The organism is Enterobacter sp. BIDMC 26 (genome assembly GCF_000534435.1).
Classification (GTDB): domain Bacteria; phylum Pseudomonadota; class Gammaproteobacteria; order Enterobacterales; family Enterobacteriaceae; genus Enterobacter; species Enterobacter ludwigii.
The window spans coordinates 1,528,025-1,542,606 of the sequence record NZ_KI973182.1 but is presented as its reverse complement, the minus strand read 5'-3'; the positions used below and the strand labels follow the sequence as shown (position 1 = coordinate 1,542,606).

General features: G+C 52.5%; 14 protein-coding genes. 10 read left to right on the top strand and 4 right to left on the bottom strand.

The genetic code is table 11. The features are described 5' to 3' along the window. Nucleotides 1-89: 89 nt before the first annotated feature. Entirely contained in the window at nt 90-1,640 is a 1,551-nt protein-coding gene (locus L462_RS15980; protein ID WP_032678212.1) for a methyl-accepting chemotaxis protein, read from the top strand. 112 nt (nt 1,641-1,752) lie between these two features. On the opposite strand, the gene L462_RS15985 is transcribed toward L462_RS15980, so the two are convergent. Both L462_RS15985 and L462_RS15990 read right to left on the bottom strand, forming a co-directional pair. After that, nucleotides 1,753-2,763: a phage integrase gene (locus tag L462_RS15985; RefSeq protein ID WP_032678211.1), complete on the bottom strand. Its 1,011-nt coding sequence runs from the start codon at nt 2,761-2,763 to the stop codon at nt 1,753-1,755. Between the two features lie 96 nt (nt 2,764-2,859). Beyond that, a complete protein-coding gene (locus L462_RS15990; RefSeq protein ID WP_032667448.1) occupies nt 2,860-3,159 on the bottom strand; it encodes a helix-turn-helix domain-containing protein in 300 nt (99 codons plus the stop codon). Between the two features lie 120 nt (nt 3,160-3,279). On the opposite strand from L462_RS15990, the gene L462_RS15995 reads away from it, so the two are divergent. The 6 genes from L462_RS15995 (at nt 3,280) to L462_RS16020 (ending at nt 8,467) form a co-directional block, all read left to right on the top strand. After that, entirely contained in the window at nt 3,280-3,555 is a 276-nt protein-coding gene (locus L462_RS15995; protein ID WP_014884154.1) for a regulatory phage cox family protein, read from the top strand. Between the two features lie 166 nt (nt 3,556-3,721). Next, nucleotides 3,722-4,222: a hypothetical protein gene (locus L462_RS16000; protein ID WP_032678210.1), complete on the top strand. Its 501-nt coding sequence runs from the start codon at nt 3,722-3,724 to the stop codon at nt 4,220-4,222. A gap of 66 nt (nt 4,223-4,288) precedes the next feature. After that, nucleotides 4,289-4,507 (top strand): DUF2732 family protein, encoded by a 219-nt coding sequence (locus L462_RS16005; protein WP_050595739.1) that lies wholly within the window; start codon nt 4,289-4,291, stop codon nt 4,505-4,507. Between the two features lie 22 nt (nt 4,508-4,529). Further along, complete coding sequence (locus L462_RS16010; RefSeq protein WP_014884151.1) at nt 4,530-4,793, top strand: DUF5405 family protein; 264 nt, start codon at nt 4,530-4,532, stop codon at nt 4,791-4,793. 1 nt (nt 4,794) lies between these two features. After that, entirely contained in the window at nt 4,795-7,080 is a 2,286-nt protein-coding gene (locus L462_RS16015) for a replication endonuclease (RefSeq protein WP_032678209.1), read from the top strand. Between the two features lie 76 nt (nt 7,081-7,156). Then, a complete protein-coding gene (locus tag L462_RS16020; RefSeq protein WP_032678208.1) occupies nt 7,157-8,467 on the top strand; it encodes a HEPN domain-containing protein in 1,311 nt (436 codons plus the stop codon). Between the two features lie 335 nt (nt 8,468-8,802). Here L462_RS16020 and L462_RS16025 read toward each other — a convergent pair whose 3' ends face one another. Then, on the bottom strand, nt 8,803-9,828 hold the full coding sequence (locus tag L462_RS16025; RefSeq protein WP_032678207.1) for a phage portal protein: 1,026 nt from the start codon (nt 9,826-9,828) through the stop codon (nt 8,803-8,805). A 1-nt stretch (nt 9,829) separates the two neighbouring features. Then, nucleotides 9,830-11,599: a terminase ATPase subunit family protein gene (locus L462_RS16030; protein ID WP_032678206.1), complete on the bottom strand. Its 1,770-nt coding sequence runs from the start codon at nt 11,597-11,599 to the stop codon at nt 9,830-9,832. A gap of 166 nt (nt 11,600-11,765) precedes the next feature. Here L462_RS16030 and L462_RS16035 point away from each other — a divergent pair, with 166 nt between their 5' ends. From L462_RS16035 to L462_RS16045, 3 genes are read left to right on the top strand one after another with little or no spacing between them, the layout of a single operon-like run. After that, the gene (locus L462_RS16035; RefSeq protein WP_032678205.1) at nt 11,766-12,620 is read left to right on the top strand and encodes a GPO family capsid scaffolding protein; all 855 of its coding nucleotides are present in this window, start codon (nt 11,766-11,768) and stop codon (nt 12,618-12,620) included. Between the two features lie 55 nt (nt 12,621-12,675). After that, nucleotides 12,676-13,770, top strand: a complete 1,095-nt coding sequence (locus L462_RS16040) for a phage major capsid protein, P2 family (protein WP_032678204.1) — start codon at nt 12,676-12,678, stop codon at nt 13,768-13,770. A gap of 3 nt (nt 13,771-13,773) precedes the next feature. Next, nucleotides 13,774-14,529, top strand: a complete 756-nt coding sequence (locus tag L462_RS16045) for a phage terminase small subunit (RefSeq protein ID WP_032678203.1) — start codon at nt 13,774-13,776, stop codon at nt 14,527-14,529. The last annotated feature ends 53 nt before the right edge of the window (nt 14,530-14,582 follow it).

Sequence of the window (14,582 nt, the reverse complement as noted above, 5' to 3'; positions counted from 1 at the left end):
GCTGAAGGGAAACGTTAATAACTTTAATTAATTTAAGTTTTGGATCGGCCGATAACGATAGGGAATGTTTATTCTTGAGGTATCGGTCCATGTCGTTAAAAAAATCATCCCTGATTGTCCTTTTTGCTCTGCTTTTCTTCTTTGTCGTCAGCACCATTACCAGCGTTGGCCTCATCATTAAAAGTAATAATTCCCTGGATAATGTGAACAAAGAAATCCAGGTTGTGCTGTCGATCATTGATCCCATCAACCACAGCCGTACCTTGCGCGTCAGGGTGATGGAGTACGTGAAGATGGTAGAAGCGGGGAACTCGGCTGACGAGTCAGCGAAACTTTCCGCGGTTAAAGAGGCCCTCACAAAAGCGGATCATGCCTTTGCGGCGTTTATGGCGTCTCCGCGCCTGTCGGATGAAGCGCCGCTGGTGAGCGCGTATCAGGATGCCTGGCAAAACTACCGTAACCAGGGGCTGGCACCGCTGATTGATGCCGCCGCTGCGCACGATGTCGCGAAGTTTAATGCGCTTATCCCGGAGGTGTCCCGCCTCGACCGTCAGTATGAAATCGTTCTCGATCAGGTCCTTGCCGTTCACCAGAAATATGCCAAAACCCTGAACGAGGATGCGAGCAGTAATTTCATCTCCGGTCTGGCGATCATTGCGGCGATTGCTTTGTTGTTTGTAATCGTGATTGTTGCCGTCAGCCTGCTGATGAAGCGCTGTGTTTTCGCACCGGTCAACCTGGCACGCGAGCACTGCAGCCAGATTGCCGCCGGTAAACTGGACATTCCAGTGCCGGTAAAAGGCACCTCCGGCAATGAAATCGATCACCTGATGGGCTCAATGGAGCAGATGCGCCAGGCGCTTCTGTCGACTATCGCCCAGGTGCGTGACGCGAGCCATACCGTCACCCATGCCGCGCAGGAAATTGCTTCCGGGAATATCGATCTGGCTTCACGCACCGAGCAGCAGGCCTCCGCGTTAACCCAGACGGCGGCCAGCATGGAAGAGCTGAGCGCGACCGTGGCGAATAACACCGATAACGTTCACCAGGCAGGAAAGCTGGTGCAGGACGCGGTGAACAATGCGCACACCGGTGAGGCCGTGACCCGCGAAGTGATCGAAACGATGAATACCATCGCGGCGAACTCTAAGCGCATCGAGGACATCACCAGCGTCATCAACAGCATTGCTTTCCAGACCAACATTCTGGCACTCAACGCCGCGGTTGAAGCAGCACGCGCCGGCACACAAGGACGCGGCTTCGCCGTGGTGGCCAGTGAAGTGCGCACCCTTGCGCAGAAAAGCGCGGTTGCCGCGAAAGACATTGAAAGCCTGATTGCCCAGTCGGTTTCCAGCGTCAAAAACGGCGCAGAGCTGGTGAACCGTTCAGGCGAGGTCATTGATTCAATTATCAGCTCCGTGAATAAAGTGAATACGTTGATGGAGCAGATCTCCGTGGCCTCTGAAGAGCAGAGCCGTGGGATCAGCCAGGTCGGTCAGGCGGTGACTGAGATGGATGGCGTGACCCAGCAGAACGCCGCACTGGTTCAGCAATCCGCCGCAGCCGCCGCTTCCCTGGAAGAGCAGGCGCAGCAGCTCTCAAGGAGTATTTCGAGCTTTAGTTTGCCGGTGCAGGCTTGATTGATAATGAGAGGCTCCTGAGGGAGCCTTTTTAATGTCTGGCGTAACTGGAAAGCCGCGCCAGACAAGGCTTCACGTTTTACTACTAGCAGTCAAAAGCCATAAAAAGCGGCTAGGGTGTGGACACATTGTGGACACTCTGACAACCATTTGCACCTTTCAATGGGTTAAGTGAAATCGCGTCCTGCAGGTACTGAGGAGCGAAGTGCGCATAGACCATCGTTTGCGCAATTTTCGTATGACCTAAGATCCTCTGCAGTGTGATGATATTGCCCCCGTTAATCATAAAGTGCGTGGCGAAAGAGTGTCGTAGCGCATGTGTTGCTTGCCCCGCCGGTAAGTCGGGCTTAACTTCTTTGAGGATTCGCCTGAATTCAGCATAACTGGCATCAGGAAACAGAAAGCCTCGTGCTTTGCCGACTACGTAAGCCGCAACGTCATCAGAGATCGGGACCGTGCGCGGTGTGTTGGTTTTCGTCTTAACGAAAGACACCCGGTTATGAATCACGTTCTCCGCTTTCAGCCTTGCAGCCTCACCCCATCTTGCCCCGGTACTCAGACACAAGACGGCAATTTTACGATTATCTCCTGATAGCGCTGCCAGTAAGGCGTCAATTTCCTCAAGAGTGAGATAGCCCGTTTCGGCAGTCTGCTCTTTCAGTTTTTTGAACCCCCTAAACGGATGCTCGCCGTTATACATTTCTGACTCAATTAGGGTAGTAAACATTCCACCTAATGTAATCAGGTCGCGGTTGATGGTAGTTGGCTTAATACCTTCAGCCCGGCGTTGAGCACAATATTGCGTTATCAGGCTCTTGGTGATCTGGAAAGCGCATGGGTTACCGGTCATCGTTTCGAAACGCTCAATTTTCCTGAGATACGATTGACCGTGTTCCTCGTGTTTACCTTTCAGCTTCCACCATAACTCTTTCAGTTCTGACAGTTGGCGTTTGTCCGTGGGTTTTGAAAGCCATTCCTTTGAGTGATGGTTATATTGAGTATGCTTTTCAAAAGCCATCGCCTCGCTTTTCTTGTCGAACTTCCGACGGATGCGTTTTCCGTTACGCCCAGCCGGTCTAATGTCCACTTCATATCGACCATCATCGAGCTTTTTAACAGACATAAAGCCTCCCGATGATGTTACTGCGTACTTCAATTTCCTGATTTAGATAACAAAAACTCACAGTGCATTTTCTGCACAAATAAGCCCCGTAGATGGTTAGCCAGTTTTCTGGTCTGAGTGGGGTGACGTTGTTGTCTGCTGCCCAAAGTGCGCGAGAGCCGGTGCAATTTGCCCAGCTTCAGGTGTTATTTGATCGGCCATGAACCACAACGTGTACTTTGTGAACCGTGGGTGTTGCAGGATTTTCATGATTTGCTCAACTCCGGGCTTTTTGTCTCCGGACTCATAACCAGCAAGAGAGCTATAGGCTATGCCTGTTAACTCACTGAATTGCCTCTTGTTTAATCTCTCTGATTCTCTAATCAGCTTTATCTTCTCAAATACCGGGGTTGACATAGTTACTCCTATGGAAGAATATTGACCCTATCGGGATGTTTTGCTCTTATTGGGTTATCTAGTGAGAGCAATTAAAGCCCATTAAGAGCAATTAATCACACTAAAGGAGAATCGTAGCAGATGAGTAACCAGCTTGTAAGCAGAACAGATGCGGTTCCATATCAGGAATTTGCCCGTCTTATTGGAAAAACTCCCGCAGCGGTTAAAGGGATGATTGAGAAGGGCAAGTTGCCTGTTGTTGAGATGACCGATCCGCAGTCAACGAGTGGGCGCGCAGGGGAATATTGGGTTTATCTGCCTGCCTGGAACAAGGGTATGAAGATGGCATATGACAGCCGCCCGAAGGAAATTCGTGATGGTTGGCTGATGTGGCTCGGATTAGGGGAGCCAGTATGAATAGTGAACCTCGCTGTATTGCACAGTTGCTTCGAAGAGAAAGCCCTAATCCTATCAACTTCACCATCACTCACGGTCGCGGCCGCAAGGGCATAATCATCCGAACCCGTAAGCCGGGAGTTATCGAGAAGGTTCGCCGTCTGGTCAAAAAGAGAGGACTGTGGTTATGACGGTAATGACACTGGACGTGATCCAGAAACAACCAACAGCGCTTCGCGGTCTGGTCTGCAAGTATCTGGCTCAGCCTCGCTGGCAGGACACTTGCGATTTTTACAATCAGATGATGGAGCGGGAGCGTCTTACGGTTTGTTTCCACGCTCAATTAAAACAGCGTCACTCTGTCATGCGCTTAGAGGAAATGACCGAAGCCGATCGTGAGCGTCTTGTTTGCGCGCTTGATGAATTGAGAAATGCATTCGCCCGGCACCGCCAACTTGGCGTGTCGAAAGCAACTTTCATCAGCCGCCTGACCGTTAGCCAAAGGCGATCACTGTTTCTTCATGCGGGACTGACAGAGCAGGAATTTATGATGCCGCACTGGCATTTGAATGAAGAGGGCTGTTATTGGCGTGACAAACTTTTCCGCGCGCTGCGAGAGCTGTTTAGCCTTTTTGAGTACGCACCAACCATTTTAACCTCGGTAAAACCTGAGCAGTATTTACATTAATTAATCTGGATTCGACTAATTACGCGCCTTACAGCGTGGGGACTCCTTTTGTCCGGAGATAGGCAAATGCAAAAACAAAATACAGCGCAGCGGGGGATGTCCTCGGCACATCTGGCGCAGGCAGCAAGCGAGGCACAGCGCGACACGGCGACCCGTTTATCTTCTCAGTTTGACGGGCTTATCGCGCACATCAGTAAGTCAGAACTTAATCGCACCGAGATTATCGAGTTATTAGGTCAGGAGTCGGAAAAGTTACACAACGCAATTTTCGGTAGATCTGGCTAACCACTTTTAACAGGAAGCAAAAATGAGCATACACATCGAGATTAATAACCAGTACGTCATCACCAGTGACCGCTATCAATTCATATTGCAGGAAAAAAAGACCGCTACTTCCGGGAAGAATGAAGGTAAGGAATGGTTGGACGTTGTGGGTTACTACCCAACTATCCCTAAGCTTATCTCAGGCTTGGTTTTGCATGATCTTTTGACCAGCGATCTTACCGGCTTCTCAGCTTTGGAAGCTCGGATTGAACGCATGGGGAAGCAATGTCTGGACGCCTTTAAATAGTATGTCCAACGAACCTCGGGGGCGTGTTGCCCCCTCGCCACCACCACCTTTTTTGAAGGGCGCCAGTGATTCATTCGTTGGTGCTTATCCCTGGAATAACGTCACCAAAGAGGCCATTGGCCGCGACAGACCCCTTACACGTGCCGAACTCCGTCAGGTGCAAGGTGTTTTAAACCGGATTGACCGTCTGCCGTTTTTCCTGCAAACGCTGTTTACATCGCGTTATAACTTCATCCGCCGTAAAAAGAGCCCTTTAGGTGGGCTGTATTTCCTTAAAAACACGTTTGAGCGCAAGCTGCTGCCGCGTCTTGAGCGTGTTAATGAGTTGTGCGGGATGAATGAAACCGCGTCGATTGGGTTTCTGTCCGAGCGCGACCAGTATGCGCGCTTACCAGATATGAATGACAAAGAGCTCAGGAAATTTGCGGCCAGGATTGCCTCTCAGCTCTGGAGCAAATACGAGGAGTTAAGCGACGCATGGGCGGAGGCTCACGGCGGGAAAGAGACACTTTTCACTGATGAAGCTCAGTCGCACCTATACGGGCAAGTGGCCGGTATTGCTCGCGCATTTAACATCACCCCGATGTACTGGAAAAAATACCGTAAGGGTCAGATGACGATCCGCATGGCATTTTCCGCTATTTCCCGACTGATTAAGGATGAGTGGTGGGTTAACCAGCTCAAGGCGCAGCGTATGCGCTGGTGCGAGGCGCTGCTCATCGCTGCCGGTGAGGTCAATAAAGACCGCTCACCTTACGCCAGCAAAAGGGCGATCCGCGATGTTCACGCGCGCCGCCTGGCTAATCTTGAATACCTCAAATCATGCGAGCTGGAAAACAAAGTCACCGGCGAACGTATCGACCTCATCAGTAAGGTCATGGGGAGTATCTCAAACCCTGAAATACGTCGTATGGAGCTGATGAATACCATCGCCGGGATTGAACGTTACGCGGCCAGCGTTGGTGATGTGGGAATGTTTATCACGCTGACCACGCCGTCGAAGTATCACCCGACTCGTCAGGTCGGCAAAGGTGAAAGCAAAACGGTACAGCTCAATCACGGCTGGAACGAAACCGCATTCACGCCCAAAGACGGCCAGCGCTATCTTTGCCGAATCTGGAGCCTCATGCGCACTGCGTTCAAAGATAACGATTTAGAAGTTTACGGGATGCGTGTTGTCGAGCCGCACCACGACGGCACGCCACACTGGCACATGATGCTTTTTTGCAAACCCGGTCAACGTAAAGCCATTAACGAAATTATGCGTCGTTATGCCCTTAAAGAGGACGGGCACGAAAAGGGCGCGGCAAAACAGCGCTTTGAGTCCCGTCATCTTAATCAGGGCGGTGCGGCGGGTTACATCGCTAAATACATTGCCAAAAATATCGACGGCTACGCGCTCGACGGCCAGCTCGACCACGACACCGGCAAGCCCCTGAAAGACACGGCCGCAGCCGTCACCGCTTGGGCGTCTACATGGCGCATCCCTCAGTTTAAACCGATTGGCCTCCCGACAATGGGCGCTTACCGCGAACTGCGCAAGCTGCCGCGCGGCGTGAGTATCGCCAGCGAGTTTGACGACCGTGTCGAGGCTGCGCGAGCGGCTGCAGATAAGGGCGATTTTGACCTGTATATCATCGCGCAGGGCGGGGCAAATATGCCGCGTGATGCTCAGGCCGTCAGGGTCGCCCGAAAGCTGACGGATGAGGTCAACGAATACGAGGAAGATATCGAGAGAGTTATCGGGATTTATGCCCCTCACCTCGGGGCTCACCGTGTCCATGTAACCCGTACAGCCGAATGGCGAATCGTTCCAAAGGTTTTGGCCGTTGAGCCTTTGACCTTAAAAAGCGGCTCTGCCGCGCCTCGGAGTCCTGTCAATAACTGTGGAAAGCCTACCGGCGGTGGCGATCCAGTTATGACCCCCACGCCGTCTGAGCAAGCTGCAGCGGTGTTAGATCTGATTGAGCGCGGGGTTATTGGCTGGAATGAGCCAGACGTCGTGAAAGCGCTTAACGGCGCGTTAAAAGCTGGTGCACCGCGCAAAAATCGCCAGCAAAGAAGCAATGCGCCGCTTAAAACGAGCGAACAAGCACCATCAGCCAGGATGACGAAGCCCGAGAGGGATCGAATCGCAAAAATTCGTTTCGAGTTAGCTCAGGAGGGTATTCCCCCTGAACGATGGGAGATTGAAGCTCTGGCGAGAGGGGCAACAGTAATTTATGGGGATAAACGGTTTTGTTTTGCTGTACAGGAAAACTGGATGGTGTTTCCCTTAAACTGGTGAGAACATGTAAATTAGCAAGCTCGAAGGAAAACGCTGTAACTTAAGGTAACACTCAAATTTAATGGGGTGACCATCGATGGTTAAATTAAAGGATGATGTTTCAGTGAAGATTGCTTTCGCGAGAGGTATGATAAATAGTCTATGCAGGTGTTTTTTTTATAGGCATGATAAAGAGATACCTTGTATTCAAGTAGGTAAACCACTTCAAGATATAATTTTTTGGCTCAAATACAATGATGAGGAAGTGGCAAAATGCGCTAGCGCACTGTTAAGGAATTATGGGCAAAAATTAGGGATAAGTGACCTTCATAGTGCTAAACAGTTGTTGTTAAGCTTTTGCTCTGAAGCCTTCAACTGTATAGATGCCGATTTCTTATCGCTTAACCTAGAGCAAAGATCTGTTGATAGTATAATATCAAAAGTGCATAGGGCAAATCTCTGTGAAATGTTTGCTTATTTTATAACCTCACAAATGAAACTTTACCCTTATATATACAATCTTGGGTGTGTTAGGTTTGATGGGCAATTAAAGTTACAGGATAATCTTTATCTCTATGGCCCAGGGCAGGGTACGGCTTTATTGTCTAATATTAAATCTAAAGCTGGCATTGACGTTTATGAATCCTTTTTTGATGAGACAGATATACGAGATGAACCTATTGGGAGATATTTCAATCATTCATACTCGACAGCTATACTTATCTATGCATCATCCCAACAGGATGCAGTTGAGATGTTGAATCTGCTATTCGGTGGGTTATGTGTTACTGTGAATAATCCATTCGCTATTAACTCCTGTGATGTTAATAATAAAATTGAGAGTTTCTCTGAGGGGAAGTATCATATTTCTAATTTTCGTGTAAACATTCCATCACTGTTAGTTTTAAATATTGATGATTTGGCTTGCGAACGGTTATTAAAAATATTATCTAGATCTGATAGGCGTGTTTTATCTGCTCTTTCGTTCATTGCTCATGGTTGGGGGAGTGATCGCCGTGAGAGGTTTTTAAATCAATTTATAGCTCTTGATGCAATGTATGGTAATAATGCAGGTAACAAAATATCGATTATTGGTGGCGTCTGTCGTGATGCGATAAATATCTTTGATGTGAGATCTAAAATAGAAATAATCTACGAACTCAGATGCAAGTTTGTTCATGGCGATATTTCCACTTTATCGGCGCATGTGAAATATCTAAAATTTGTAGATTGCCACGGGAGCGATCCTGTTGAGTCTCTTTTTGAAATACTTAAAGAGTGCGTTCTCAATTATCAAGGTGTGTATGAAGCTCCAAAAGAATATAGTAACTCTCGGACAATGGTTGTACCCGTTGAGCTTGCTGAGGATGTAAAAAAGATGATTGAGAGCTTCAAAAGTGGCAAGTGAAGTGATAGCGAAGCTTAGTTTTAGCTATGCATCTATCAGGTGCATCTATTTGCATCAGTTTTTTAGTTCGTTTTTTGTGAGTTAGCTCCAGTGTTCGCGTGGCTCGGAACTCCTGATGCACATGCATTAAAAGCGACCCATTAAGCGGGCAGGCGAGGCGGGGATAGCACTGCGCGCCAGACGTGGTGACAGGATTTATTTTGCGCGTCTGTGCGCGTTGTGGTGGCGCGCTGAGTGATGAGATTAAATCGTAGGTGGTGGCGGGGTTGCGTGGCGTGTGCGGCGTCTGACGAGCTCTGAGGATGTGCCGCCCGGAGGCGGCATTTTATGCGGGGTTACTCGGTCTCGATGTTGTAATCCTTAAAGCGGATCACCTCCATTCCGAGCCAGTCGTTTATCTCTTTGAAACGCTCCTGCAGCGGCGTCAGCTCGTTGCGCACAAACACCCGCGCCACCTTCTCGATATCCCCCATCGAGCCGATATTTTCAGGCTTGCCGCCCATGAGCTGGAACGGCACGCGGTGCGCATCGAGCAGGTCAGCGGCGCTCACCTTCTTGATGTTAAAAAAATCATCCTTCGTGGCGACCTCACTCAACGGCACGATCTTAATGCCATCCGGTTTCCCGTTCGGGGCATAGAAAAACAGGTTTTTAAAATTCCCGAGTCCTTTCGAGTCGCGCATCGCGGAGCGCAGCGCCTCGACGTCGGTGCTGCTCTGTGCCGCGTCGGTTACGTACATGATGTAGCCCGCGTGCGCACCGTTCTGGTAATACTTGCGACGAAACAGCGTGGCGGATTCATTCAGCCAGGCAGAATTGAGCGCGCTCAGGTATTCCGGCATCCCGTAGAGCTCCTGATTGATATCAGGCTCAAGCAGATGAAACACCGAGCCGGGGGCGAACTGGTGCGGGTGGGTAAAGCTCGACACATACCAGTAAACGCCATCCTCAACGCCACGGCGGGTGTATTTGGCCGGGGAGGTTTCCAGTTTAAAGAGCTGGCCGGTCACGCTCATGCGCTTTTCGAGATAGCCGTTGGCAAACACCAGATAATCAAGCACAAGGCGGCTGAAGTCCTGACGGGACAGCAACGGGTGCGGGATAAAGGTGCTGGTCAGAATGTTGCGCTTGACGTAAATCGGGGAGCTGTGGTGCACAGCTGCGCGCAGGCTTTTTGCCAGTCCCGAGAAGTTGACCGGCGGCTCGTACCATTTGCCGTTATTGATGCACTCGACATAGTCAAGGATGTCGCGGCGATCCAGAACGGGTGACGGCTCACCAAAGGTGAACGCCTCCATTTTCTGCGGCGCGCTGGCGGTAATGCTGGTCTGTTTTGGCTGTTTGTTTTGGCGTTTTTTCATCTTAGTTAATATCCAGAATTGAACTTGATTGCATACCGCTTCCGGCGGAAAGCGGCTCGTTTAACAGGGCGTGCATGGTCGCCCACGCGATATCCGCGTGGCTGGCTTCCTCGCTGCGGCTGGCTTCATAGGTCGCGCTGCGGCCGCTGCTGGTCATGGTTTTGCGGATAGCCATAAATGACTGCGTGATGTCGGTCGCCCCAGCGTCATATTCCAGACACCCGCGTCGAATGGTGTCTTTTGCTTTCAGCACCATTGCGGTTTTCATTTCCGGCGTGTAGCGGATGGCGCGCGCAGCCGGGAAGAATGAGCGCACGAGCTGGTAAACACCCTGGCCGATGCCGGTCGCATCGATGCCGATATAGTCGACGGTGTATTTCTCGGTCAGCGCGCGAATGGCCTCGGCCTGTGCGGCAAAGTCCATGCCCTTCCACTGGTGACGCTCAAGGATGCGGAACTTGCCACCGGCAACCAGCGGCGGAGCCAGTACCGCGCACCCGGCGCTGTCGCCGGTGTGTGACGGGTCGTAGCCAATCCAGACCGGTCGCCAGTTAAACGGACGGTCGGCGAACGGCTCGAAGTCCTCCCATTCTTCCATCGCATCAACCATGCAGCGCTGCAGCTCCTCGAACGGGAATACAGACGCTTTATCGTCGACGAACTCGCACATAAACAGGTTACGGAAGTCATCCGCGCTGTTTTCCTGCTTAAGCTGGTCGAGGTTAAACAGGGTGCAGCCACCGGCGAGCGCGTCCTCAATGGTGACTATCTGCCGCCACTGGCCGTCCCCGCATAACATGCCACCGGCAAGCGCCTGATGACTGATGTCGATGTCGACACGCTCGTCGCGGTTGCTGCGGCCACGGTTAAACAGCTCGCCTGACCAGAACGGGTAAGCGCCATGCGCCAGCGTCGACGGGGTCGAAAAATAGGTGGTGCGTAGGTGGGACTGCGAGGCCATGCCCGATGCGACTTTGCGCAGCTTCTGAAAATTGGGGATCCAGAAAATTTCATCGACGTACAGGTCGCCGTTGTGGCTCTGCGCGGTGTTTGAATTGGTACCGAGAAAAATCAGCTCAGCGCCATTGTTGCCGATGACGATCGGGTCGCCTGACAGGTCGACGTCAACCAGACGGGCAAAGGCGATGATGTACTTACGGAACACGTAGGCCTGCGTCTTACTGGCTGACAAAAATATCTGGTTTTGCCCGGTCTTAAGTGCGCGCAGGAGTGACTCGCGCGCAAAGTAGAACGTCGCGCCAATCTGTCGCGATTTCAGGATGTGGCGGATGCGGTGCTCTAACCCCGCTTTATGCCAGCGGAGCTGATAGTCAAACGACTGGTCGAAGAAAATCTCTTCCAGCTTCTCTATGGCCTCCTCGCTGAAGTAATTGCGTTTCGGCTTTTTGCGATCGCCTTTGTTGCGGCTGGCGATATTGGGGTTTAAATCCACCTCGTTTCCGGTCTGGCCGTACCGATTCACGCGTGCGAGCCGCTCCATCTGGCGCGACAGAAAATCAGCGACTTTGAAGTCATGCGCGGTCAGGTCTGGCTTAGCGTAGAGCTGGATAAGTCGCGCCTCTAACGTCGATTCCACGCGGTTAATCGGCGCGGTTTCTTCCCATCCATCGCGCTGTTTCCAGCTCTGCACGGTAGGGCGCTTGAGCTGCAGCATGTCGCAGATTTGCGGCACGGCGAACCCTTGCCAGTACAAAAGCCGCGCCTGTCGTCGCGGGTCATTTAACAGAGAAAGGTCAGTTGAAATGGTCATGCTTGCCTCGTTTTTGGTGTGACGTGGCAAGGCTAAGGAAATAGGGGGGTATTCGCGCTAAGTGCCTGTTGTATCAAATCTAACAGGAGCGCAAGCGGTGGCTGATATGGGTCAGAGTCGGGAAACTAAACCCGACCCGAAAACCCAACATCAGGACACCTGAACAATGGCAAAGAAAGTTTCTAAATGGTTTCGCATCGGCGTCGAGGGTGACACCTGCGATGGCCGCGTCATCAGCGGCGATGACATTCAGGATATGGCCGACACGTTCGACCCCCGCGTCTACGGCTGCCGCATTAACCTCGAACATATCCGGGGGCTGATGCCTGACAGTCCATTTAAACGCTATGGCGATGTAACCGAGCTCAAGGCGGAGATTATCAGTGATGACTCTGTCCTCAACGGCAAAAAGGCGTTGTTTGCCAAAATTGCCCCGCTTGACGAGCTGGTCAGCATGGTGCGTGCCGGGCAGAAGGTTTACACCTCCATGGAGATCCGCCCGAACTTCTCGAACAGCGGCAAGTGCTACCTAATAGGGCTGGCCGTCACCGATGACCCGGCAAGCCTCGGCACCGAATACCTCGAATTCTGCAGCCGCGCCGCGCAGAACCCGCTCGCCGGTAAAAAAGACCAGCCGGACGACGTTTTCTCTGTCGCCTCACTGGCTGAGCTGGAGTTTGAGGACGTTCCCGACACCATGTTCAACAGCCTTACCGATATGGTTAAAGCCATTTTCAGCCGGAAGCAGGTCAGCGATGACGCGCGTCTCGCGGATGTGCATGAGGCTGTGACTACCGTCACCGAGCTGGTGCAGACCAACCTCACCGCCACCGACCAGCGCGTCACCGAGCTGGAGACCGAACTGGCGCAGCTTAAGCATGAGGTGACCAGCAAGGCCGAAGAAAGCGCGCAGGCTTTTAACGCCCTCAAAAGCTCCCTCGATAACACCGAAAGCCAGCGCCAGCCGCGCCGCGAGCTTTCAAAAGGCGGTACGGGCGACGAGCTGCTGACCAACTGCTGATAACACGCCGGGCGTGCTGCCCGGCCTGAACCCTTTTACCCGAACAGGAAAAACCATGCGTAAAGATACCCGCTTCAAATTCAATGCCTACCTGTCCCGCGTCGCGGAGCTGAACGGCGTTTCCACCGATGACGTGGCGAAGAAATTCACCGTCGAGCCGTCGGTCACGCAAACCCTGATGACCACCCTGCAGATGTCATCCGCGTTTCTGACCAAAATCAACATCGTGCCGGTCGACGAGCTGAAAGGCGAAAAGGTCGGGGTCGGTGTTAACGGCACAATTGCCAGCACCGCCGACACCGCCGGTGATGATGAGCGTAAGACCGCTGACTTTACCGCGCTGGAGTCCAACAAATACGAGTGCGCGCAGATTAACTTTGACTTCCATATCCGCTACAAACAGCTCGACCTGTGGGCGCGATTCCAGGACTTCCAGACCCGTATCCGTGACGCCATTATCAAGCGCCAGTCCCTCGATTTCATCATGGCCGGTTTCAACGGTATTAAGCGCGCCGACACGTCAGACCGTGTAAAAAACCCGATGCTGCAGGACGTGGCGATCGGCTGGCTGCAGAAGTACCGCAATGAAGCGCCAGCGCGTGTGATGTCCAAAATCACCGACGAGGACGGAGCGGTCATTTCTGACGTGATCCGCGTGGGTAAAAACGGCGACTATGCGAACCTCGACGCGCTGGTCATGGATGCCACCAGTAACCTGATTGACGAGATTTATCAGGATGACCCGGAGCTCGTCGTCATCACCGGGCGTAAGCTGATGGCGGATAAATATTTCCCTATCGTCAATCAGGAGCAGGCAAACACCGAATCGCTGGCCGCTGACATCATCATCAGCCAGAAGCGAATCGGCAACCTGCCAGCCGTGCGCGTGCCGTATTTCCCGGCAGATGGACTGATGGTCACGCGTCTCGACAACCTGTCTATCTACTTCATGGATGACGCGCACCGCCGCGCCATCATCGAAGAACCGAAAAAAGACCGCGTGGAAAACTACGAGTCAATGAATGTTGACTATGTGGTCGAGGCTTACGCCGCCGGTTGCCTGATTGAAAACATCAAACTCGGTGACTTCACACCACCGGCAGCGCCGGAAAGCGCTTCCGCGCCTGCAGCACAGGAAGGTGGAGAGTAAACCATGAAGAGTCCCGCAGCACGTCACATGATGCGGGTCTCGGCCTCTGAAACAGCGCAGCGGGCTGCTAAGCCGCTGCGCAATGCAACTGCCTATGAGCAGATGCTGGTTAAGCTGGCCGCAGACAACCGCACGCTGAAACAAATCCGATCCAATGAGCGAAAGGCAGACAAAAAGCGTGAGCTGCTGCCGTTCTATCTGCCGTGGGTCGCTGGCGTCCTCGCAAACGGCAAGGGTGCGCAGGATGACATTGTCATGACTGTCATGCTGTGGCGTCTCGATGCTGACGATATCGCCGGGGCGCTGGAGATTGCCCGATATGCCATGACCTACGGCCTGACCATGCCGACCGGGCGACGTCCAACGCCTTACCTGCTGGCCGAAGAGGTCGCGCTCGCCGCGCAGCGCCTGCTCATGGCAAAACAGCCGGTCGAGCTCGAAAACCTGCTCGACACCCTCGCGCTGACTGAGCGCGCGGATATGCCTGATATCGTGCGCGCGAAGCTGCACAAAATCACCGGCTACGTGCTGCGTGATGCAAAGCAACTGCCCGAAGCGCTGGCGCACCTGCAGCGTGCGATCCAGTTAGAAAGCACTATCGGCGTGCGAAAAGACATTGAGCAGTTAGAGCGTCAGCTCAGGCCAAAGCCTGAACCGGCACCGAAAACCAAAACGACTCAACCGCGCACGCGCAAAGTCGCCGCTAAACCGGCGGCACGGCGCGGGCGTCCACCAAAGGCGGCAAAAGCCGCTGGTTAACCGAGCGCTCCCCGAGCCGGGCGGCACGCCGGTCAATGCGGGTATCAATTGCC